Here is a 21,972-nt window from a genome sequence, read left to right on the forward strand (position 1 = left end):
CCTGATGGCGATGTTCCTCCTGTAGGAGCGGCCTTGTGCCGCGAAAGGGGCGCAAAGCGCCCCCATTTTGCGATGTAAAGAAAAAGGGGAGCCGACGATGCGCGTCGGCTCCCCTCGATCACCTCAAGCGGCGATCAGTGCTCGGCTAACGCCTTGCGCCGGGGCGCTTGGTTGCCATGCTCGTCGAGTTCCATTACCGGTACCTCGTTGCCATCGGCATCGAACAGCTTGCCATCCTTGAAATAGTCGCCATCGCGCAGGCACGAGATGTCCGAGTACTGGATGGTGCGTTCGTAGCCGGCGGCGAATACCGATTGCTGGTCCGAGTTGCCGGTCTTGAAGTGGTTGAAGATCAGGTTCAGCAGGATCGCCATGATCGCTGCGGAGCTGATGCCCGAGTGGAAGATGGTTTCGAACCAGCTCGGGAAGTGATGGTAGAAGGTCGGCGCGGCGATCGGGATCATGCCGAAGCCCAGGGAGGCGGCGACGATGATCAGGTTGACGTTGTTCTTGTAGTTGACCGTCGCCAGGGTGCGGATACCACTGGCCGCCACGGTGCCGAACAGCACGATGCCCGCGCCACCCAGTACCGGGGTCGGTACCGCGGCAATCACCCGGCCCATGATCGGCAGCAGGCCCAGCACCACCAGGATCACGCCGCCGGTGGCCACCACGTAGCGGCTCTTCACGCCGGTCACGGCCACCAGGCCCACGTTCTGGGCGAAGGCGCTCTGGGTGAAGGAGCCGAAGATCGGCGCCAGGATGCTCGAGGCCATGTCGGCGCGCAGGCCGTTGCCCAGGCGCTTGGAGTCGACCTTGGTGTCGATGATCTCACCCACGGCGAGGATGTCCGCCGAGGTTTCCACCAGGGTCACCATGATCACGATGCACATCGACAGGATCGCGGCGATGTGGAAGGTAGGCATGCCGAAGTGGAAGGGGGTGGGGAAGGCGAAGACCGGGCCTTCGGCGACCTTGCTGAAATCGGTCATGCCCAGGGCCCAGGCGATCAGGGTACCGATCACCATGGCCAGGAGGATCGACAGGCGCGAGATGGTCGCGCTGCCCAGCTTGCTCAACAGCAGGACGATGGCGAAGGTCAGCGCTGCCAGGCCGATGTTGGCCACGCTGCCGAATTCCGGCGAGGCGCTGTTGCCGCCCATGACCCAGCGCGCGGCGACCGGCATCAGGGTCAGGCCGATGGTGGTGATGACGATACCGGTCACCAGCGGCGGGAAGAACTTGGTGATGCGCGAGAACACCGGGGTGATCAAAAAGCCGATCAACGAGGCGGCCATGACCGCACCGAGTACGCCCGGCAGGCCACCGCCATCCTGGCTGCTGAGGATCGCACCCATGGTCGCCACGCCTGCGAACGAAACCCCTTGCACCAACGGCAGCTGGCAGCCGAAGAACGGCAGGCCGAGGGTCTGCAGCAGGGTCGCCAGGCCACCGGCGAACAACGAGGCGGCGATCAGGATGCCGATTTCGGCCGGGGCCAGGCCGGCAGCCTGACCCAGGATCAGGGGTACGGCGACGATGCCCCCATACATGGTCAATACGTGTTGCAGACCATAAGCCAAGTTGGCACCAAGCCCGAGGTTTTCATCTTCGGGGCGCTTGGTGGGAGACGTGCTAGGGGACGTAGTCATGGAGCAGGCTCACTTGTTTATTGTTGTGCCGCTACTGTAGACAATTCCTACAAAAAAATACTACAGAAATTGTATACAAGATATCGATCAGAGCACCAACAGGGGTAACCGTCGGTCGCGGTTCAAGTGAATGCAGAATGCGTTCCAAGGTGGCGAAGGCAGTACTAGAGGGGTGTGTACAACCCATTCTGCCCACGACAGAAAGCTGTCTGGGTAGACAGGAAACACTTGGGGGTTAGAACGTTAGCAGGCTAAGAGATATCAATATTCGATGAGTTCGCGCAGCTCACGCATCATTTCGGTGCTGTCGGCCACGTTCAGCTCCACAAGACGGTGCAAATGGCTCATTGAGTCGATATCGATGTACAGGCAGACGAAGCCCAGCCGGTTGGGTTCTTCGTGGCGCAACTCCACCTGCATGCGTACCTGGGTATTCGGGTCGAGGTGGACGATGGCATCGAAATCCTGGGTCAGGTCGGCGTCCCAGGGAGAGGGGCGTTCGATCAACAGGCCCTTGAGCGACAGGTCCAGCAGCTTCACGGGCCAACGCTTGAGGCCTTGGCGCAGCTCGGTGGGAGCGTCGAAGTCGATGCGCATGAATCGACGGCGTTCGTCATGTTCGCTCATGGGGCAAGCCCTCCTGGGGTACTTCCTGACTATAGTTGATTGTGGTTATGCATCAGGTACCGCTATCGGGCCGCAGAGGCTCTAGACCAAAGCAAGTATGGCAATGCGCGATGACACGCCCTAGACTCGATGGGCGGTCTTTTCCAATCCACCAGCTGGAAGCAAACCATGAACAACAATAATAGCCTGCTACGCCACATTCCGTGGCTGGCGCTGGCAGTCATAGGCGCCTGTGCGCTGGGTGTGGTCGCCCTGCGTCGCGGCGAGGCGATCAATGCCTTGTGGATCGTGGTCGCGGCAGTGGCCCTCTACCTGGTCGCCTATCGCTACTACAGCCTGTTCATCGCCACCAAGGTGATGCAGCTCGATCCTCGTCGGGCCACCCCGGCGGTCCTCAACAACGATGGCCTGGACTACGTCCCGACCAACAAGCACATCCTGTTCGGCCACCACTTCGCCGCCATTGCCGGCGCCGGCCCATTGGTGGGCCCGGTGCTCGCCGCACAGATGGGCTACCTACCCGGCACCCTCTGGCTGATCGCTGGCGTGGTGCTGGCCGGTGCGGTACAGGACTTCATGGTCCTGTTCCTGTCCACCCGTCGCAACGGCCGCTCCCTGGGAGACATGGTCCGCGAGGAGATGGGCCGTATCCCGGGCACCATCGCCCTGTTCGGCTGTTTCCTGATCATGATCATCATCCTCGCGGTGCTGGCGCTGATCGTGGTCAAGGCCCTGGCCGAGAGCCCATGGGGCATGTTCACGGTGATGGCGACCATCCCGATCGCGATGTTCATGGGCGTCTACATGCGCTACATCCGCCCGGGTCGTATCGGCGAGATCTCGCTCATCGGCGTGGTCCTGCTGCTGCTGTCGATCTGGCTGGGGGGCCAGGTGGCCGCGGATCCGACCTGGGGCCCGGCATTCACCTTCACCGGGGTGCAGATCACCTGGATGCTGGTGGGTTATGGCTTCGTCGCCGCAGTGCTGCCGGTGTGGCTGGTACTGGCACCGCGTGACTACCTGTCGACCTTCCTCAAGATCGGCACCATCGTGGGCCTGGCGATCGGTATCCTGATCATCGCACCTGAGTTGAAGATGCCGGCCCTGACCCAGTTCACCGACGGCACCGGCCCGGTGTGGAAGGGCACCCTGTTCCCGTTCCTGTTCATCACCATTGCCTGTGGCGCGGTGTCCGGCTTCCATGCGCTGATCTCCTCGGGGACCACGCCCAAGCTGCTGGACAACGAAGTCAACGCCCGCTACATCGGCTACGGCGGCATGTTGATGGAATCGTTCGTCGCCATCATGGCCATGGTCGCCGCCTCGGTGATCGAGCCGGGCGTGTACTTCGCCATGAACAGCCCGGCCGCGGTGGTCGGCGCCGACGTCGCGTCGGTGGCTCAGACCGTCAGCAGTTGGGGCTTCATGATCACCCCCGAACAGCTCGAGGCGACCGCCCGTGACATCGGCGAGCACACCGTGCTGGCCCGTGCCGGTGGCGCACCGACTTTGGCGGTGGGTATCGCGCAGATCCTTCACCAGGTTCTGCCGGGCGAGAACACCATGGCGTTCTGGTACCACTTCGCGATCCTGTTCGAGGCGCTGTTCATCCTCACCGCAGTGGACGCCGGTACCCGTGCCGGTCGCTTCATGCTGCAGGATCTGCTGGGCAGCTTCGTCCCGGCGCTCAAGCGTACCGACTCGTGGGGCGCCAACCTGATCGGCACCGCTGGCTGCGTGGCGCTGTGGGGCTACCTGCTGTACCAGGGCGTGATCGATCCACTGGGCGGCATCAACACCCTGTGGCCGCTGTTCGGCATCTCCAACCAGATGCTGGCCGGTATCGCCCTGATGCTCGGCACTGTGGTGCTGATCAAGATGAAGCGCCAGCAGTACGTCTGGGTCACCCTGCTGCCGGCTGTCTGGCTGCTGATCTGCACCACCGCCGCGGGCCTGATCAAGCTGTTCGACCCGAACCCGGCCGTGGGCTTCCTGGCCCTGGCTGACAAGTACAGCGTGGCCCTGGACGCAGGCCAGGTGCTGGCACCGGCCAAGAACATCGACCAGATGCAACACGTGATCTACAACGCGTACACCAACGCGGGCCTGACCGTGCTGTTCCTGGTGGTGGTGTTCAGCGTGCTGTTCTTCGCCATCAAGGTCGGCATCGCCGCCCTGGGGCGCAAGGAGCGCAGCGACAAGGAAACCCCGTTCCAGGCGCTGCCTGACGCGTGACACAAGAGGAAAGCCGTGATGTTCAACGACCTGGGGCGACTGGGTAAATACCTGGGACAGGCAGCCCGCCTGATGGTCGGCATGCCCGACTACGACAACTATGTCGAGCACATGCAGACCAAGCACCCGGACAAGCCGGTGATGAGCTACGAGGCGTTCTTCCGGGAACGCCAGGAAGCGCGTTACGGTGGCAAGTCCGGGCCCAAGTGTTGTTGAACCTCAAGCGTTAACCTGTCCCGGCCTCATCGCCGGCAAGCCGGCTCCCACAGGTGCCCCACAGGCCTCAAGGTTTGTGCGGTAATTGTGGGAGCCGGCTTGCCGACGATGGGGCCAGTGTTTTTTCCGCACAGGAGATGTACCGCGTGCAGACGCCTATTCCCGTAACCGTACTCACAGGCTTCCTAGGTGCCGGCAAGACCACGCTGCTCAAGCACATGCTCAAGGCCGAGCATGGCCTGAAGATCGCCGTGATCGAAAACGAGTTCAGCGAAGCCGGCATCGACAGCCAGTTGCTGGGCGACGAGCCGGTGCAGGTCATGACCCTGGCCAATGGCTGCGTGTGCTGCACCATCCACACCGACCTGACCAAAGCCCTGTACCTGCTGCTCGAGCGCCTGGATGCTGGCGAGATCGCCTTCGACCGTCTGGTCATCGAATGCACGGGGCTGGCCGACCCCGCGCCCGTGGCGCAAACCTTCTTCATCGACGAAGAGCTGCGTGAGCGCTACATCCTCGACGGCATCATCACCCTGGTGGACGCCGCCCATGCCGACGTGCACCTCGCCCAGGCCATCGCCCAGGCCCAGGTGGGGTTCGCCGACCGCCTGCTGCTGAGCAAGACCGACCTGGTCGAGCCTGCCACGGTCGAGGCCCTGCAGGCGCGTTTGGCCCGCATCAACGGCCGCGCCGCGATCCGCGTGGTCGAGCATGGCCGTATAGACCTGGCCGAATTGCTGGACGTGCGTGGCTTCAACCTCAACACCGACCTGGGCGCCAACTTGAAGCCTGCCTTGCGCCCGGTGCTCAAGCACACGGACCGCATCTCGACGTTGGTGCTGCGCACCGATACTCCGCTGGACATCGACCGGCTCAGCGACTTCATGAACGCGCTGCTGGAAAACCATGGCAAGCAGTTGCTGCGTTACAAGGGTGTGCTGAACATTGCTGGCGAAGACCGCCGCCTGGTGTTCCAGGGTGTACTCAAGTTGTATGGCTTCGACTGGGATGCCGAGTGGAGCGAAGGGGAGGCACGCGAGAGCGTGATGGTATTCATCGCCGATGATTTGCCGGAAGAGAAGATCCGGGCGGGGTTCGAAGCGTTGGGTTAGGGCTTGAAAACGATTGGGGCTGCTTTGCAGCCCTTTCGCGGTGCAAGCCCGCTCCTACAGGTAGAAGCGGGGTTGCACCGCGAAGGGCCGCGAAGCGGCCCCAACGGTCAATCAGTTGCCGTATACCGGCAGCTTCTTGCAGATGGCCTTGACCTTCTCGCGAACGGCGTCGATCACCGCTTCGTTGTTCAGGTCAGCCAGGATGTCGCAGATCCAGCCGGCCAGCTCGCGGCACTCGGCTTCCTTGAAACCACGGGTGGTGACGGCTGGGGTGCCGAAACGCAGGCCCGAGGTGACGAACGGGGAACGTGGGTCGTTCGGTACCGAGTTCTTGTTGACGGTGATGAACGCCTTGCCCAGCGCCGCGTCGGCGTCTTTGCCAGAGATGTCCTGCTTGATCAGCGACAGCAGGAACAGGTGGTTCTGGGTGCCGCCGGAAACGACGTCGAAGCCACGCTCGATGAACACGCTGGCCATGGCCTGGGCGTTCTTCACCACTTGCTGCTGGTAGGCCTTGAACTCAGGCTGCAGGGCTTCCTTGAAGCAGATGGCCTTGGCGGCGATGACGTGCTCCAGCGGGCCACCCTGGGCGCCTGGGAAGACGGCTGCGTTGAGCTTCTTCTCGATCTCTTCGTTCTTGCGAGCGAGGATCAGGCCGCCACGTGGGCCGCGCAGGGTCTTGTGGGTGGTGGTGGTGACCACGTCGGCGAACGGTACCGGGTTCGGGTAGACGCCAGCGGCGACCAGGCCAGCCACGTGGGCCATGTCGACGAACAGGTAGGCACCGACCTTGTCGGCGATGGCGCGGAAGCGGGCGAAGTCCAGGACCTGGGAGTAGGCCGAGAAGCCGGCGACGATCATCTTCGGCTTGTGCTCGACCGCCAGACGCTCGACCTCGTCGTAGTCGATCAGGCCGTTGCCGTCGATGCCGTACTGGATGGCGTTGTACAGCTTGCCCGAGGAGCTGACGCTGGCGCCGTGGGTCAGGTGACCACCGTGGGCCAGGCTCATGCCCAGGATGGTGTCACCCGCCGACAGCAGGGCCAGGTAGACCGCGGCGTTGGCCTGGGAGCCGGCGTGCGGCTGGACGTTGGCGTAGTCGGCGCCGAACAGCTGCTTGGCACGGTCGATGGCCAGTTGCTCGACGACGTCGACGTACTCGCAACCACCGTAGTAGCGCTTGCCTGGGTAACCTTCGGCGTACTTGTTGGTCAGCACCGAGCCCTGGGCTTCCATGACTGCGGGGCTGGTGTAGTTTTCAGAAGCGATCAGCTCGATGTGCTCTTCCTGGCGCAGAGCTTCTTGCTGCATGGCTTCGAAGAGCTCGGCGTCGTACTTGGCAATGGTCAAATCACGGCTGAACATGGCGGTCCTCAAGGATCGGGCTGAATTGGGGGGGCATTCTAACCGATTGATCGGCACCTGGCATATGAAGTGGCATCAAGTTGCGGACCGGTGGGGCTCATGTTGCAGGCCGCGTGGCGACTGGGCTGCAGTTGACTTTCGGGTCCGGTTTTTGCCTGCTGCGCTGGGCCCTTGCAGGCGCGGCCTTGTGCCGCGAAAGGGGTGCGAAGCGCCCCAGGATCTGCGTCCTCACAGAAATTGCCGGGGCTGCCTTGCAGCCCTTTCGCGGCATAAGGCCGCTCCTACAGGGACCGTATGGCACCACGGTCACTGGAACATGAACAGGGTCTCGTTGCTGAACTGCGCCTCGAACTGGCTGGCCGGCATCGGCCGCCCGAACAGGTAGCCCTGCACCTCGTCGCAGCCGTGTTCGCGCAGGAACTCCAGTTGCTCGTGGGTTTCCACCCCCTCGGCGATCACCGCCAGGTTCAGGCTGTGGGCCATGGCGATGATCGCACGGGCGATCTGCGCATCCTGTTCGCCCTCGGGCAGGCCGTCGACGAAGGTCCGGTCGATTTTCAGCACGTCGATGGGGAACTGCTTGAGGTAGTTCAGCGACGAATAGCCGGTGCCGAAGTCGTCGACCGCGATGCTCAGGCCCAGGATCTTCAAGCCGTCGAGGATCTGCATGGCCTCGTCGACGTCACGCATCAGGATGCTCTCGGTCAGCTCCAGTTCGAGGCAAGCCGGCGGCAGGCCAATTTCCTCGAGAATGGTGGCGATGCGCGTGCCCAGCTGACCATCGGAGAACTGCCGTGCCGAGATGTTCACCGAGACCTTGGGCACTCGCACCTTGGCCTTGTGCCAGGCCTTGAGCTGGCGGCTGGCTTCGCGCAGTACCCAATCGCCGACGTCCACCACCAACCCCAGCTCCTCGATCACCGGGATGAAATCGCCCGGCGGCACCAGCCCCCGGCGCGGGTGGCGCCAGCGCAGCAGGGCCTCGGCTCCGGTCAGCCGCTTGCCATCGCCGCTGAACTGCGGCTGGTAGTAGAGGATGAATTCGTTCTGCTCCAGCGCATGGCGCAGGTCGCTCTCCAGTTCCAGGCGTTCCAGGGCGCTGGCGTTCATGTCGGCCTGGTAGAACTGGAAGTTGTTCTTGCCGCGCTCCTTGGCGTGATACATCGCGGTGTCGGCGTTCTTCATCAGCTGGCTCAGCTCGCTGCCATCCTGCGGGCTCAGGGCAATGCCGATGCTGGCGGTGACGAAGAACTCGCGGTTTTCCAGCACGAACGGGCGCACCAGGCTGGCGAGGATGTTCTCGGCGACGTGGATTGCGCGATTCAGGGCTATCTCGCGGCTGGCCCTGGGCTGCAGCAGCAGGGTGAATTCATCGCCGCCCATGCGCGCCACGGTGTCGTCGTCATCGACACAGGCCAGCAGGCGCTGGGCCATGTCCTTGAGCATACGGTCGCCTGCGGCATGGCCGAGCGAGTCGTTGATCGGCTTGAAGCGGTCCAGGTCCAGGAACATCAGCACCACCCACGCCTTTTGCCGTTCGGCCTGTTGCAGCGCCGTGTACAGGCGGTCCTGGAACAGGGTGCGGTTGGGCAGGTGTGTCAGGGCATCGTAGTAGGCCAGGCGATGGATGCGCTGCTCGCTGGCCTTGCGCTCGCTGATGTCGGTGAAGAAGCACACGTAGCTGGCCAGGTCGCCTTCGTCGTCGAGCACGGCGGTGATGCCGACCCAGGCCGGGTAGTGCTCACCGTCGCGGCGTTTGAGCCAGACCTCGCCTTCCCAACTGCCATGCTGGTGCAATTGCTTGACCACGTAGCGCAGGTGCGCCTCTTGCTGCTCATCGACGGTGAGCAGGCTCGGCAGTTGGTCGAGCACCTCGTCGACGGCATAGCCGCTGACCCGGCTGAACGCTTCGTTGGCCTGCACGATGTAGCCGGCCGGGTCGGTGATGAGGATGGCCGAGGTGGAATGTTCGAACACCGTTGCGGCCATGCGCAGGTCTTTTTCCGCGCGGCGTTGCTGGCTGATGTCGCGGCCCACGCCGAGCACACCCTCGAAGTGCTCATGGTCGTCCCACACCAGCACCAGGCGCAGTTCGATGGGGATCTTGCGGCCGTCGGCGCGCAGGCAATCGAACAGGAAGATCTGGGTGGGCAGCTGGCTGCGCAGTTGGGCCAGTTGCTCGGTGTCGCCCAGGGTCTTGCTGACTCGCTCCAGCAGGCTGTAGATGCCGGTGAGCTGGGCCGGGTTGGCGATGATCGACTGCCAGCCGTGCTCGAAGATCCAGTCGGCCGGGTAGCCCAGCACGGCCTGCACCGAGGGGCTGACGTAGTTGAGCTGCAGCTGGTTGTCGGTGGAGAAGATCACGTCACTGATGCTTTCGGCCAGCATGCGGTAGCGCTGCTCGCTGTCGCGCAGCGACTCGCTGGCTTCGATCTGCACCGTCACGTCCTTGCCCACGCCGATGATGCGGGTGACCAGGCCATCGGCGTCACGGGTCAGTACCTGTTCGCGGATTTCGTACCAGCGCCAGCCCCCATCGCGGTGGCGGAAACGCAGCTGGCAGTGCAGCGACTGGTCATGGCTGGTGTCGCGCTGTTGCCGGCGCAGCCGACGGTAGTGGTCGGCATCCTCGGGGTGCAGCAGCAGCTCCCAGAAACGGTCGCCCATCTGCGCCAGCTCCGTTCGGTCGTAACCCAGCGTCTGGCCTAGATGGCGGTTGCTGAAGATGATCCGCTGGCTATGCACATCCTGCACGTAGAGCTGGTCGGGAACGGTGCGGACAACGTCCGACCAGAAGCTTTCGCGCTCGAGCAGCGACAGCTCCACCTGCTTGCGGCTGGTGATATCGCTGATGCTCAGGATCACCGCCTGGTAGTCGCGCCGATGCAGAGGCAGGCGCGCCATCAGCCACAGGTGCAATTCGCCGCCCAGGGGCGCGGACAGGCGCACTTCGAGCTCCAGCAAGCTGCGTTGTTCGATCAGTGCGTCGATCAGTTGCATGCCAACGCTTTCACGGCCATCGCCACTGCCGTCGATCAGGCGCTGCCAGGCGCCCTCATGGCAGTGCACGTTGAGCAACTGGCGGGCGACCTGGTTGATCTCGGTGATCTTCAGTTCCTGCAACAGCGTGCGGCGCAGGCTGGCGTCCAGGGCCAGGCTGTGCCGGAGTGCGGCGCGGTTGCGCAGGTGGTAGCGGTCCAGCTGGCCGGGCAGGCTGGAGAGGTCGAGTACGCACAGCGCCACGCCCGTGCCTTCGAAGATCTCGTGGTAGCGCCGGCGGTCTTCCTGCAAGGCCCGCTGCCGGCGGCGCATGTTGATCAGGGCCAAAACCGGCAACAGGGCGCAGAGCAGTACCAGCAGGCATTTGCCGATCAATGCCGGAAGCAGCTCGGCCCGGGCCTGCCCGGCGTCGAACAGGCCGCGCAACTGCCAGGTGCTGTTGTCGATGAAGGCCAGCATCACGCTTTGCAGGTCGTCCTTGTGGCGTTCAGGCGTGCCTTGCCCCGCCAGGACCTGGCCGTTGCGGCTGTTTTCCAGCAGCCAGAGGCGGTCTTTGCCGGTGAGGTGTTCGGTGAGCTGCTGGTAGTAGTCGTTGGACAGGCGCAGCAGCCAGTAGCCGGGTTTCGGGTTGGCCGGCTGGCGCAGCAGCAAATAGATGAAGCGGTTATCCGCCGCATTGCCGAAGAAATAGGGGCGCCCCTGATTGAGCCGCACCAGTTCGTCAAGCGATTGGCGGTCGGGGCTGCCGGGCAAGCTGTCGCCCAGGATGCTCCCGGCGCTGTCCAGCCAGGCCAGGTGGCGCAGCCCGGGCAGGCGTGCGCGCAGGGTGCCGAGCAAAGGTGGCAGTGCTTTTTCGGGCGGTGCGTCGGCATAGGGCTGGACCAGGTTCGCCGCCTGCTGGGCCTTGAGCGCCATGTTCAGGTTCAGGTGGTCGGCCAGCTCCGCGCTCGCCTTCAGGCTTTGCTGGTACAGATCGGCCTGGGTATGGCGGTACTGGGCGAACAACTGCCACGACAACAGCCCCAGCAGGACCAGGGCCAGCAAAGCCAGCGCTCCCTTGAGCGAGCCGCGCAAGGCACTGGCCGGAGCGGTTGGAGCAGGGCACAGCGACGGTGGTTGGGTGAGATTGGTCAAGCGTTGGACCTGCGATGTGTCTGGCGATGGCAGGGCGGACTATGCATGGGCCGTGCCCGGGCACAGGGCCGGGCGCACTATATAAGGTGACGCATGAAGCCGACTAGCATGCGCGCAATTATGGCAAAGTGCCACCCCGTCTGTCCGCTGCCGATGATCGTGGCGAGCGACGGCTATTCGGCAAGACCTTGCAAGCTGTGCGAGAATGCCGGCCGCTTCATAGTCAACGCTTTTTGGAGATGTACGGTTTTGGTTACCCACTATTCCACCAATGGCCTCGATTCCGCCTGCGGGCGCAGCAGTCAGACCCTGGTCAGCACTGTCGTGGCCGATGACGTATCCTGCAAGTCCTGCCAGCGCTCCCTGGCCAAGCCGGACACTGCCGCGGCCGTGCGCAAGAGCCCGTCGCTGGCCGAGCTGCGCAAGTCGGCCAAGGCCGTCGCCGAACCGGCGGCTGCACCTGTCGCACCGGCGGCTGTAGCGGCGAAACCGGCTGCCAAGCCTGCCGCCAAGCCGGCAGCGAACACGCCGGCCCGTGCCGGTGGCTTCAGCGTCAAGGCCGCCTGGGCCGCACGCCTGGCCGAGCAGAACGACCGTTGCCGCCTGCCGCGCGGCAAGGCGAAGCAGTCTCACGTCTGAGTGCTGCGTCGGCTGTAAGGGCCCAATCGCGGGACAAGCCCGCACAGGCCCTGTGCTGCCTCCATTGGAGCGGGCTTGCCCCACTCTCTATGCTGCCTTCGAAGAACCTGTGGGAGCGGGCTTGTCCCGCGATTGGGCTGCAAAGCGGCCTTGCCATCTGTGAATCGCCACCAGTTGGCGTAGAATGGCCCCCTTTGTTCAACGTCACCCCGTAAACACATGCGTCCCCTGGCCATTGCCGGGGTCGATGTCTTTACCTATCTGATAGAGGGCTTGGTTTTGGCTCAATACGTCTACACCATGCATCGGCTGAGCAAGGTCGTGCCGCCGAAGCGGGAAATTCTCAAGAACATTTCCCTGTCGTTCTTCCCGGGTGCCAAGATCGGCGTGCTCGGCCTGAACGGCGCGGGTAAATCGACCCTGCTGCGCATCATGGCGGGCGTCGACAAGGAATTCGACGGCGAAGCCCGTCCGATGCCCGACATCAATGTCGGCTACTTGCCCCAGGAGCCGCAGCTGGACCCGACCAAGACCGTTCGCGAAGTGGTCGAGGAAGCGGTCAGCGTGATCAAGGACGCCCAGGCGCGCCTGGACGAGGTCTACGCCGCCTACGCCGAGCCCGATGCCGACTTCGACAAGCTGGCCGCCGAGCAGGCCAAGCTCGAAGCCATCCTGCAGGCCGCCGATGGCCATAACCTGGAGCGCCAGCTGGACGTCGCCGCCGATGCCCTGCGCTTGCCGCCATGGGAGGCGAAGATCGAGCACCTGTCCGGTGGTGAAAAGCGCCGCGTGGCCTTGTGCCGCCTGCTGCTGTCGGCCCCCGACATGCTGCTGCTGGACGAACCGACCAACCACCTGGACGCCGACTCGGTGGCCTGGCTCGAGCGTTTCCTGCATGACTTCCCCGGCACCGTGGTGGCGATTACCCACGACCGTTACTTCCTGGACAACGTCGCCGGCTGGATCCTGGAGCTGGACCGCGGCGCCGGCATCCCGTACGAAGGCAACTATTCGGGCTGGCTGGAGGCCAAGTCGGCGCGTCTGGAGCAGGAATCCAAGCAGCAGAGCGCCCACGAAAAGGCCATGAAAGAGGAACTGGAGTGGGTGCGCAAAGGCGCCAAGGCCCGCCAGTCCAAGTCCAAGGCCCGTCTGGCGCGCTTCGAGGAAATGCAGTCGCAGGAATTCCAAAAGCGCAGCGAGACCAACGAGATCTACATCCCGGCAGGCCCGCGCTTGGGCGACAAGGTCATCGAGTTCAAGAACGTTACCAAGGGTTATGGCGATCGCGTGCTGATCGACAACCTGTCGTTCGCCATGCCCAAGGGCGCCATCGTCGGCGTGATCGGCGGCAACGGTGCTGGTAAGTCGACCCTGTTCCGCATGCTGATGGGCAAGGAGCAGCCGGACTCGGGCAGCATCGAGATCGGTGAAACCGTGCAGCTGGCCTGCGTCGACCAGAGCCGCGAGGACCTGGACGGTGCCAAGACCGTGTTCCAGCAGATCTCCGACGGTTCGGACATGATCCGCATCGGCAACTACGAGATCCCGTCGCGCACCTATGTCGGTCGCTTCAACTTCAAGGGCGGCGACCAGCAGAAATTCGTCAAGGACCTCTCCGGTGGTGAGCGTGGCCGTCTGCACCTGGCCCTGACCCTGAAGGAGGGCGGCAACGTCCTGCTGCTGGACGAACCGTCCAACGACCTGGACGTCGAAACCCTGCGTTCGCTGGAGGAAGCCCTGCTGGACTTCCCGGGCGCCGCGATCGTGATCTCCCACGACCGTTGGTTCCTGGACCGCGTGGCCACCCACATCCTGGCCTACGAGGACGACTCGAACGTGGTGTTCTTCGAGGGCAACTACACCGAGTACGAAGCCGACCGCAAGAAGCGCCTGGGCGATGCCGCTGCCCAGCCGCACCGGGTCCGGCACAAGAAGCTGGCCCAATAAGCTAGTTTTCGCTGCACAAGAATGGGGCCTCTCGGGGCCCCATTTTTGTGCGTGTCCTTCCTGACGTACCACCCTCACCCTGTAGGAACGGCCTTGCGCCGCGATGGGGCGCGTAGCGGCCGCAAAAACTACTAACGAGGCCTATCAGGTCCAACCGAGATGCCTGGATTTACGGCCGCTACGCGCCCGATCGCGGCGCAAGGCCGCTCCTACAGGGGGTGCGTCTTTTGTATACAGTTATAAAAAATGCACTAAAAATTTTCATAAAAACGACATGGCGCCCTGTTCCGGTGCGATGGGTTCTTGGTAAAGTCCGGAAAAAAACCAACAAGTCCCAATCCTCTTGGTGAGATGTCTACCATGATCGAATCCGTCGACGATTTCCTGGCCCGCCTCAAGCAGCGCGACCCGGCCCAGCCTGAGTTTCACCAGGCCGTGGAAGAAGTGCTGCGCAGCCTCTGGCCTTTCCTTGAAGCCAACCCTCGTTACCTGAAGGCCGGCATCCTCGAGCGCATGGTCGAGCCGGAGCGTGCCGTGCTGTTCCGCGTGTCGTGGGTCGACGACCAAGGCAAGGTGCAGGTCAACCGCGGCTACCGCATCCAGATGAGCAGCGCCATCGGCCCGTACAAGGGTGGCCTGCGTTTCCACCCGTCGGTGAACCTTGGTGTGCTGAAGTTCCTGGCCTTCGAGCAGGTGTTCAAGAACTCGCTGACCTCGCTGCCCATGGGCGGCGGCAAGGGTGGTTCTGACTTCGATCCGAAGGGCAAGAGCGACGCCGAGGTCATGCGTTTCTGCCAGGCCTTCATGAGCGAGCTGTACCGCCACATCGGTGCCGACCTGGACGTGCCGGCCGGTGACATCGGTGTCGGCGCCCGCGAAATCGGCTACATGTTCGGCCAGTACAAACGCCTGGCCAACCAGTTCACCTCGGTGCTGACCGGCAAGGGCATGACCTACGGCGGCAGCCTGATCCGTCCGGAAGCCACCGGCTACGGCTGCGTGTACTTCGCCGAAGAAATGCTCAAGCGCCGCGACCTGCGCATCGATGGCCGCCGCGTGGCCATTTCCGGCTCCGGCAACGTGGCCCAGTACGCTGCACGCAAGGTCATGGACCTGGGCGGCAAGGTGATCTCGCTGTCCGACTCCGAAGGTACGCTGTTCTGCGAAGCCGGCCTGACCGACGAGCAGTGGGATGCGCTGATGGAGCTCAAGAACGTCAAGCGCGGCCGCATCAGCGAGCTGGCCAGCCTGTACGGCCTGGAGTTCCGCAAGGGCCAGACTCCGTGGAGCCTGCCGTGCGACATCGCTCTGCCATGCGCCACCCAGAACGAGCTCAACGCCGAAGACGCCCGTACCTTGCTGGCCAACGGTTGCATCTGCGTGGCCGAAGGCGCCAACATGCCGACCACCCTCGAGGCTGTGGATATCTTCCTGGAAGCCGGGATCCTGTATGCCCCAGGCAAGGCCTCCAACGCTGGTGGCGTGGCCGTGTCGGGCCTGGAAATGTCGCAGAACGCCATGCGCCTGCTGTGGACGGCCGGTGAAGTGGACAGCAAGCTGCACAACATCATGCAGTCGATCCACCACGCGTGCGTGCACTATGGCGAAGAGGCCGACGGCACCATCAACTACGTCAAGGGCGCCAATATCGCGGGCTTCGTGAAGGTCGCCGACGCCATGCTGGCCCAGGGCGTGGTCTGATGTGAGGTCTTTGGGGCTGCTTTGCAGCCCATCGCCGGCAAGCCGGCTCCCACAGGGAGATCACGGTCCTCGGGATCTGTGGTGTACCTGTGGGAGCCGGCTTGCCGGCGATGGGCCGCACAGCGGCCCTTTCAGGGCTCACCCTCGATCTCGACCACTTCAATCATCAATTCCCCCACCGGCCGCCGCCAGAGCACCTCATCTCCAGGCCCCGCGCCCAGCAATGCCCGCCCCAATGGCGACCCCCAGTTGATCAGCCCGCGCCCCGCATCCGCCTCATCCTCGCCCACCAGCCGCACCACATGCTCCTGGTCCTGCGCATCGATGAACCTTACCCGGCTACCAATCTGCACCTTGCTATGCGACGTCGCCGCAGGTACCACCTGGGCGCTCTGCACTCGCATGCTGAAGTAGCGCAGGTCCCGCTCGGTATCTGCCAACTGCTGTTTGTCGCCATGCTCGCCGCGTGCCAACAGCTCGCTGCGCAGGGCATTCAGCTCGGTCACACGATCTTGCAGCTGGCGCAGGCCACTGGCGGTCACGTAGTTGGGTTGGTCACTCACCCGCCGCTCCACCGGTTGGCTGGCCTGGGCGGCGGCCTGGTCTTCGTTGACGAATGCTCGGCTCATGAAAGGCCTCCTTGTGCAGGAGACCATGGTGGCAGGGGGTGGGTTTCAACGGTTGTCCGTTTGCGACTCATTGGCGGCGATAGGCGCGCGCGGCGCCGCGATCCTTCTCCTGCTGCCAATCCCGGTCACGTTCGTCCCAGTAGCGTTCGCGATACTGGCGCAGGTCCTCGTTGTTCTGCATGGCGTGGCATTGGCGGAAACCGTCGTCCCAGCCGCTGGCGTACTGACGCTCGTGCAGGTAGCGCGGCACGTTCTTGCGAAAATCCCCGACCATCAGCCCTGCAGCCTGGCGGCCGCTGCTGCAGCCATCGCCGAAACCGTCGGCATAGGCGGGCGGGTAACCCTGGTCGATCATCTGTTCATGGGCCGACTGGCAGCCCACCAGGAGCAACGTTATCCACAAGCCGAACCCGTACCGCCACATATCCGCAACCTCCAACCGATAGCTGAAAGTCTAGGTGGCGATTTGTCGGGGGGCTGTCAAAACGGTGTCAAAGGCTCGATGTCGTCTCTGTCTGTAGGAGCGGGCCTATATCAGTAGTGGTACCACTTCAATTCGAGCGTCACTTCGTTCTGTGCCGTGGCCAGGTGGCTGAACTCGCGGCTGGCGCTCAGGCGCAGCCCCAGGTTCTGGCTGATCTCCCATTGCTGGTTGAGGCTCAGGCTGCGGCGCACCTCGCCATTGGCGAAGTAATCCCCCTTGGCTTCCAAGGTCAGGTTGCCAAGCCCGTTGCGCCACAGCAGGCCACCGTTGAAGCCGGCGGCCGGAGCGATGAACTGAGCGAAATCGTTGTGATGCTCGACCCGCAGCGTGCCCAGGGCAAAGCCCAGCAGGCCGTCGGCCAGTTGCCAGGTGCCACCGGCCCCGCCGTTGACGTGGCTGACCAGCACCTCGTCGTCATGCTTGCCCGGAACCCGCTCCAGCCCGCCTGCCACTTGCCACGACCAGGGTTGTAGCAAGTCATTGCGCGGGGTCAGGGAGCGGATGGTCGCCAGGTCCAGGCGCTGCACCTGCCAGTCGTTGCCTTCGTACTGGCGCAGCTTGAGCTGGAGAATCTCGATCTGCGCGCCCAGGGGGAAGCCATAGGCGTTGTCGTTGAGGTCGTGGTAGGCCATGCGCAGGCCATATTCGGCGTAGGCGCGGTCTTCTCGGGTGCCGACACCCAGTTGCCAGGTGCGCGACTGGTGGCCGTCCTCGGGCAGGCCTGGGCGCTCGATCTCCAGGGGCGGCGGTGGGTTGCGGTTGATCGCCCGCAACAATTCGAAGCTGCGCCTGGCCTGGGCCGGGTCGCGTTGCTGGCCGTTGGCGCGGTAGCGTTCCAGCCGGTAGGCCGCGTCCTGTACCAGGGCCTGGCGTTCACGGGGCAGGGCGGTGAAGGCCGGTGACTGCAATTGGTCGGTATCGGCGCTGACGGCCAGCACCTGTTGTTTTTCATCATGGTCCAGCGGCTCAGCGCGGGCCAGCAGCTCGCGTTCGCGTGAAGGCCGGTAGTGGACGCTGGCCACCAGGCCCGATTGCTTGACTGCCTTGACGGTGTCGGTGGGGATGGCCGTCAGCGGGAACTGCGAGGTCAGGTCCAGGCTCGGGCGCGCCACTTGCAGCAGTTCCAGCAGGCGGTAGGAGCAGTTCTCGTCGAAGAAGAAGTAGTCGAACTGGATCTGCTTGAGCTCCCACACATGCTCGACCATGCGCCCGGTTTCCTCCGGGGTGAGGTCCAGCTGGTACTCCCACAGGTCGCGGTTTTCCAGGCTGCGGTACTCGGAGAGCTTTTCCTGGTAGGGCATCAGTGCGAACAGGCCGGGGTAGCCGCCCATCAGGCCTTTCCAGGCATAGAGGATACTGTTGTCGCTGCCTTCGATGTAAGCGCCGAAGTTGATCGCGTAGCTCAGCAGCGCCGTGTCGTCGCTGCGGGTTTTCGACTGGTCGATGCGCAGCAGGGTGTGGCCGAACATCGACGAGGGGCTGTTCAGGTAGGCCGCCGGGAATACCAGCACGGCACTGTGCGGGTCGATCGACTGGTACCAGGTCGCGAATTCCTGGCAATCGGGTTGCGGCAAATCGGTGAGCTGCAGTTGCTCGCGCAGCCAGCGGGTGCGCGCCGGGAACACGCACTGGGCATGCTTGTCACCCAGGCTGGCAGGGGCATACAGCGCTTGGACCGTAGCCTGCAGTTCCTGCTCGGGATGGTGGGCGCCGTCTTCGGCGAGGAAGAAGGCAGCGTCGTCCACATAGCTGCGCCAGCCACCGAGCTTGGCCGTCTCGTAATGACCGAGGGCGATCCAGTAGGGCGTCGAGGCCAGTTGTCGGATACGGGCCGGGTCCAGTTGTGGTGCGGCATGAAGCGGGGCACTGGCGACCAGCGCCAGGCAAGCGAGGCGTTTGAGCATATCGGGCAACTACGTCTGGATGATGCCGAAGGTGGAAGTGACCGAACCCGCCCCGAAGCCGGGGCGGGAAGGGCAGGACTCAGGCCTCGGTGGCGTACTTGGCCAGGCGTGGGTCGCTCTTGAGCACAGCCAGGGTGTTGCTGTGGACGGTTTCGGCAGTGACGTCGGCGCTGCTGAAGATCTCGCTGAAGTGCTGGTGGGTGACAGCGGCGAAGTGCGCGCGGTCTTCAGGTGCCACGCCGAGGACCACGGCATAGGTGGTCAAGGCTTCGCCCTGGCCCTGGGCCATGTCTTCGGAGAGTTCGTTCATCATGCCGTTCATGGCGAACCACGACTTGCCGCCATAGGTCAGGGAGGCCTTGGTCGAGCAGCCGTTGGTGCCCGAGGTCATGCCGAACGTCGCGTTGCCGGAGGTGCCGTTGGTGGTGGAGGCCAGGAAGTGGGCCGGCGTGCCACGCTGGCCCTCGAAGAGCATGTTGCCCCAGCCGCAGTTCGGGCCACCCGGCGCTTCAGCCATGGCATTGATCGAGACAGCGGCGAACAGAGTACCCAGAAGAATCCGTTTCATAGCTTTGTTCTCTTTCGTAGACGTACCAATGGTCAGGGGTTCTGGCAACGCGGTTGCCAGGTCGGGAAAGCAAATACGCCCACCCGCGCAGGTTGGAGTTTAGGCACGATCCAAAGGTTGCGTTATTTATTGCGAAAAATTGCATGGGTAGACGGACCTGTGCCCCTGCGACATAAAGTCCGGGCAAGCCTTGCAAGCTGCGCGCAGGCAGCGCCAGAATGCCTGTCATCCCGCCCCGCCGAAGTAAGGAAACCCAATGCCCGATCCTGTCGCCTCGCGCCTGCGTCTCGCGCCCGAAGCCCTGACCCGGCGTTTCTCCGCTGAACAGTTTGCCTTTGCCACCACTGACGATCTGGAGCCGTTCCGAGGCGTCCTGGGCCAGGAACGTGCCGTCGAGGCCCTGCAATTCGGCGTGGCCATGCCGCGCCCTGGCTACAACGTGTATGTGATGGGCGAGCCCGGCACCGGCCGCTTCTCGTTCGTCAAGCGCTACCTCAAGGCCGAGGGCAAGCGCCAGCAAACCCCCGCTGACTGGGTCTACGTCAACAACTTCGACGAAACCCGCGAGCCCCGGGCCCTGGAACTGCCGGCCGGCAGCGCCAGCGAATTCATCGCCGACATGAACGGCCTGATCGACAACCTGCTGTCGACCTTCCCGGCGGTGTTCGAACACCCGTCCTACCAGCAGAAGAAGGGCGCCATCGACCGCGCCTTCAACCAGCGCTACGACCGCGCCCTGGACGTGATCGAGCGGGCTTCGCTGGAAAAGGACGTGGCCCTGTACCGCGACGCCAGCAATGTCGCCTTCACCCCCATGAGCGACGGCAAGGCCTTGGACGAAGCCGAATTCGCCCAACTGCCCGAGGAGGTGCGCGAGCGCTTCCACGAGGACATCGCCGAGCTGGAGGAGCGCCTGAACGAGGAACTGGCCAGCCTGCCGCAATGGAAGCGTGAGTCGAACAACCAGCTGCGCCAGCTCAACGAGGAAACCATCACCTTGGCGCTGCAGCCGCTGCTGGCGCCGCTTTCGGAGAAATACGCCGAGAACGCCGCGGTCTGCGCCTACCTGCAGTCCATGCAGTTGAACCTGCTGCGCACCGTGGTCGAGCAACTGGTCGACGACAGCAAGCCCGATGCCGTGGCGCGCAAGATGCTCGAGGAGCAGTACGCGCCGAGCCTGGTGGTCGGCCACCACGCCAGCGGCGGTGCGCCGATGGTCTTCGAGCCGCACCCGACCTACGACAACCTGTTCGGACGCATCGAATACAGCACCGACCAAGGCGCGCTCTACACCTCCTATCGCCAGCTGCGCCCAGGCGCGCTGCACCGCGCCAACGGCGGCTTTTTGATCCTGGAAGCGGAGAAGATGCTCGGCGAGCCGTTCGTCTGGGATGCCCTCAAGCGGGCCCTGCAGTCGCGCAAGCTGAAGATGGAATCGCCCCTGGGCGAGCTGGGCCGGGTCGCGACGGTGACCCTCACGCCGCAGATGATCCCGCTCAACGTCAAGCTGGTGATCATCGGCTCGCGCCAGCTCTACTACGCCCTGCAGGACCATGACCCGGACTTCCAGGAGATGTTCCGGGTGCTGGTGGACTTCGACGAGGACATGCCGCTGGTCGACGAGAACCTCGAGCAGTTCGCCCAGTTGCTGCGCACGCGTACCAACGAGGAAGGCATGGCGCCTTTGACCGGCGACGCGGTGGCGCGCCTGGCCACCTATAGCGCCCGCCTGGCGGAAAACCAGTCGCGCCTGTCGGCACGTATCGGCGACCTGTTCCAGCTGGTCAGCGAGGCGGACTTCATCCGCCAGCTGGCCAATGAGGAGATGACCGACGCCGGGCACATCGAGCGCGCCCTCAAGGCCAAGGCCACCCGTACCGGGCGCGTTTCCCAGCGGGTGCTCGACGACATGCTCGCCGGGATCATCCTGATCGACACCGAAGGCGCGGCCATCGGCAAATGCAATGGCCTGACCGTGCTCGAGGTGGGCGATTCGGCGTTCGGTATGCCGGCACGTATCTCCGCCACCGTCTACCCGGGCGGCAGCGGTATCGTCGACATCGAGCGCGAGGTCAACCTGGGCCAGCCGATCCACTCCAAGGGCGTGATGATCCTCACCGGTTACCTGGGCAGCCGCTATGCCCAGGAGTTCCCGCTGGCGATCTCGGCCAGCATCGCCCTGGAGCAGTCCTATGGCTACGTCGATGGCGACAGCGCCTCGCTCGGCGAGGTCTGCACGCTGATCTCGGCGCTGTCGCGCACGCCGCTCAAGCAGTGCTTCGCCATTACTGGGTCGATCAACCAGTTCGGCGAAGTGCAGGCGGTCGGTGGAGTCAACGAGAAGATCGAAGGCTTCTTCCGGCTTTGCGAAGCGCGCGGCCTGACCGGCGAGCAGGGCGTGATCATCCCTCGGGCCAACGTCGCCACGCTGATGCTCGACGAGCGTGTGCTGCAGGCCGTCGAGGCCGGGCGCTTCCATGTCTACGCCGTCAGCCAGGCCGATGAAGCCTTGAGCCTGCTGGTAGGCGAGGAAGCCGGTGCACCGGACGAGAAGGGCCAATTCCCCGAGGGTAGCGTCAACGCTCGGGTGGTGGAGCGCCTGCGGGTGATCGCCGAGATGATCAGCGAGGAAGACGTCAAGGAAGCCGAGAAGGAGCGCCTGGAGGAGGCGGTGGCCCAGGCCAATCCGGCCTGAGTCAATTAACCGGCGCTGGCGGCCAGTGGCTACCGTTTAGCGCCGGTTTTCCATCTTTTTCCGC

15 protein-coding genes are annotated in these 21,972 nt (G+C 63.9%); 7 read left to right on the plus strand and 8 right to left on the minus strand.

Annotated elements, in window-relative coordinates; all coding sequences use genetic code 11:
• Positions 1-134: 134 nt before the first annotated feature.
• Both ACNFG0_RS12230 and ACNFG0_RS12235 read right to left on the minus strand, forming a co-directional pair.
• The gene (locus ACNFG0_RS12230; RefSeq protein ID WP_196143781.1) at positions 135-1,652 is read right to left on the minus strand and encodes a nucleobase:cation symporter-2 family protein; all 1,518 of its coding nucleotides are present in this window, start codon (positions 1,650-1,652) and stop codon (positions 135-137) included.
• Between the two features lie 261 nt (positions 1,653-1,913).
• A complete protein-coding gene (locus ACNFG0_RS12235; protein WP_196143780.1) occupies positions 1,914-2,279 on the minus strand; it encodes a PilZ domain-containing protein in 366 nt (121 codons plus the stop codon).
• A gap of 168 nt (positions 2,280-2,447) precedes the next feature.
• Here ACNFG0_RS12235 and ACNFG0_RS12240 point away from each other — a divergent pair, with 168 nt between their 5' ends.
• The 3 genes from ACNFG0_RS12240 to yjiA all read left to right on the plus strand — a co-directional run bounded on the left by ACNFG0_RS12240 (position 2,448) and on the right by yjiA (position 5,842).
• The gene (locus tag ACNFG0_RS12240; RefSeq protein ID WP_416765004.1) at positions 2,448-4,514 is read left to right on the plus strand and encodes a carbon starvation CstA family protein; all 2,067 of its coding nucleotides are present in this window, start codon (positions 2,448-2,450) and stop codon (positions 4,512-4,514) included.
• A gap of 18 nt (positions 4,515-4,532) precedes the next feature.
• On the plus strand, positions 4,533-4,730 hold the full coding sequence (locus ACNFG0_RS12245) for a YbdD/YjiX family protein (protein ID WP_008094130.1): 198 nt from the start codon (positions 4,533-4,535) through the stop codon (positions 4,728-4,730).
• 137 nt (positions 4,731-4,867) lie between these two features.
• A complete protein-coding gene (gene yjiA, locus ACNFG0_RS12250) occupies positions 4,868-5,842 on the plus strand; it encodes a GTPase (RefSeq protein ID WP_416765005.1) in 975 nt (324 codons plus the stop codon).
• Between the two features lie 111 nt (positions 5,843-5,953).
• Here yjiA and glyA read toward each other — a convergent pair whose 3' ends face one another.
• Positions 5,954-7,207: a serine hydroxymethyltransferase gene (glyA, locus tag ACNFG0_RS12255; RefSeq protein ID WP_196143777.1), complete on the minus strand. Its 1,254-nt coding sequence runs from the start codon at positions 7,205-7,207 to the stop codon at positions 5,954-5,956.
• Between the two features lie 306 nt (positions 7,208-7,513).
• Positions 7,514-11,341 (minus strand): EAL and GGDEF domain-containing protein, encoded by a 3,828-nt coding sequence (locus ACNFG0_RS12260; RefSeq protein ID WP_416765007.1) that lies wholly within the window; start codon positions 11,339-11,341, stop codon positions 7,514-7,516.
• Between the two features lie 249 nt (positions 11,342-11,590).
• Here ACNFG0_RS12260 and ACNFG0_RS12265 point away from each other — a divergent pair, with 249 nt between their 5' ends.
• From ACNFG0_RS12265 to gdhA, 3 genes are all read left to right on the plus strand, one after another.
• Complete coding sequence (locus ACNFG0_RS12265; protein WP_196143775.1) at positions 11,591-11,980, plus strand: hypothetical protein; 390 nt, start codon at positions 11,591-11,593, stop codon at positions 11,978-11,980.
• A 279-nt stretch (positions 11,981-12,259) separates the two neighbouring features.
• A complete protein-coding gene (gene ettA / locus ACNFG0_RS12270; RefSeq protein ID WP_196143820.1) occupies positions 12,260-13,927 on the plus strand; it encodes an energy-dependent translational throttle protein EttA in 1,668 nt (555 codons plus the stop codon).
• 360 nt (positions 13,928-14,287) lie between these two features.
• A complete protein-coding gene (gdhA, locus tag ACNFG0_RS12275; protein WP_196154622.1) occupies positions 14,288-15,628 on the plus strand; it encodes an NADP-specific glutamate dehydrogenase in 1,341 nt (446 codons plus the stop codon).
• Between the two features lie 131 nt (positions 15,629-15,759).
• Here the strand turns inward: gdhA and ACNFG0_RS12280 are convergent, their stop codons facing one another.
• The 4 genes from ACNFG0_RS12280 to ACNFG0_RS12295 all read right to left on the minus strand — a co-directional run bounded on the left by ACNFG0_RS12280 (position 15,760) and on the right by ACNFG0_RS12295 (position 19,213).
• Positions 15,760-16,257, minus strand: coding sequence for a GreA/GreB family elongation factor (locus ACNFG0_RS12280; RefSeq protein ID WP_416765009.1), 498 nt, complete (start codon positions 16,255-16,257; stop codon positions 15,760-15,762).
• Positions 16,258-16,324: 67 nt separating this feature from the next.
• A complete protein-coding gene (locus ACNFG0_RS12285) occupies positions 16,325-16,681 on the minus strand; it encodes a hypothetical protein (RefSeq protein WP_196143772.1) in 357 nt (118 codons plus the stop codon).
• Positions 16,682-16,791: 110 nt separating this feature from the next.
• On the minus strand, positions 16,792-18,645 hold the full coding sequence (locus tag ACNFG0_RS12290; RefSeq protein WP_416765010.1) for a DUF4105 domain-containing protein: 1,854 nt from the start codon (positions 18,643-18,645) through the stop codon (positions 16,792-16,794).
• 79 nt (positions 18,646-18,724) lie between these two features.
• On the minus strand, positions 18,725-19,213 hold the full coding sequence (locus ACNFG0_RS12295; protein ID WP_084858629.1) for a DUF3015 domain-containing protein: 489 nt from the start codon (positions 19,211-19,213) through the stop codon (positions 18,725-18,727).
• A 256-nt stretch (positions 19,214-19,469) separates the two neighbouring features.
• Between ACNFG0_RS12295 and ACNFG0_RS12300 the strand changes: the two genes are divergently transcribed.
• Positions 19,470-21,908 carry a Lon protease family protein gene (locus tag ACNFG0_RS12300; protein ID WP_196154619.1) on the plus strand — a complete coding sequence of 813 codons (2,439 nt, stop codon included), beginning with the start codon at positions 19,470-19,472 and terminating at the stop codon, positions 21,906-21,908.
• The last annotated feature ends 64 nt before the right edge of the window (positions 21,909-21,972 follow it).

Origin of the sequence: Pseudomonas sp. NY15372 (genome assembly GCF_048068215.1) — a bacterium.
Classification (GTDB): Bacteria; Pseudomonadota; Gammaproteobacteria; order Pseudomonadales; family Pseudomonadaceae; genus Aquipseudomonas; species Aquipseudomonas guariconensis_A.

What these genes read in the sequence shown, in the direction of transcription:
- ACNFG0_RS12290 (WP_416765010.1), bottom strand. Translation starts at nt 18,645, where the DNA reads ATGCTCAAACGCCTCGCTTGCCTGGCGCTGGTCGCCAGTGCCCCGCTT.
- ACNFG0_RS12240 (WP_416765004.1), top strand. Translation starts at nt 2,448, where the DNA reads ATGAACAACAATAATAGCCTGCTACGCCACATTCCGTGGCTGGCGCTG.
- yjiA (WP_416765005.1), top strand. Translation starts at nt 4,868, where the DNA reads ATGTACCGCGTGCAGACGCCTATTCCCGTAACCGTACTCACAGGCTTC.
- ACNFG0_RS12300 (WP_196154619.1), top strand. Translation starts at nt 19,470, where the DNA reads ATGCCCGATCCTGTCGCCTCGCGCCTGCGTCTCGCGCCCGAAGCCCTG.
- glyA (WP_196143777.1), bottom strand. Translation starts at nt 7,207, where the DNA reads ATGTTCAGCCGTGATTTGACCATTGCCAAGTACGACGCCGAGCTCTTC.
- ACNFG0_RS12295 (WP_084858629.1), bottom strand. Translation starts at nt 19,213, where the DNA reads ATGAAACGGATTCTTCTGGGTACTCTGTTCGCCGCTGTCTCGATCAAT.
- ACNFG0_RS12235 (WP_196143780.1), bottom strand. Translation starts at nt 2,279, where the DNA reads ATGAGCGAACATGACGAACGCCGTCGATTCATGCGCATCGACTTCGAC.
- ACNFG0_RS12285 (WP_196143772.1), bottom strand. Translation starts at nt 16,681, where the DNA reads ATGTGGCGGTACGGGTTCGGCTTGTGGATAACGTTGCTCCTGGTGGGC.
- ACNFG0_RS12245 (WP_008094130.1), top strand. Translation starts at nt 4,533, where the DNA reads ATGTTCAACGACCTGGGGCGACTGGGTAAATACCTGGGACAGGCAGCC.
- ACNFG0_RS12280 (WP_416765009.1), bottom strand. Translation starts at nt 16,257, where the DNA reads ATGAGCCGAGCATTCGTCAACGAAGACCAGGCCGCCGCCCAGGCCAGC.
- ACNFG0_RS12230 (WP_196143781.1), bottom strand. Translation starts at nt 1,652, where the DNA reads ATGACTACGTCCCCTAGCACGTCTCCCACCAAGCGCCCCGAAGATGAA.
- gdhA (WP_196154622.1), top strand. Translation starts at nt 14,288, where the DNA reads ATGATCGAATCCGTCGACGATTTCCTGGCCCGCCTCAAGCAGCGCGAC.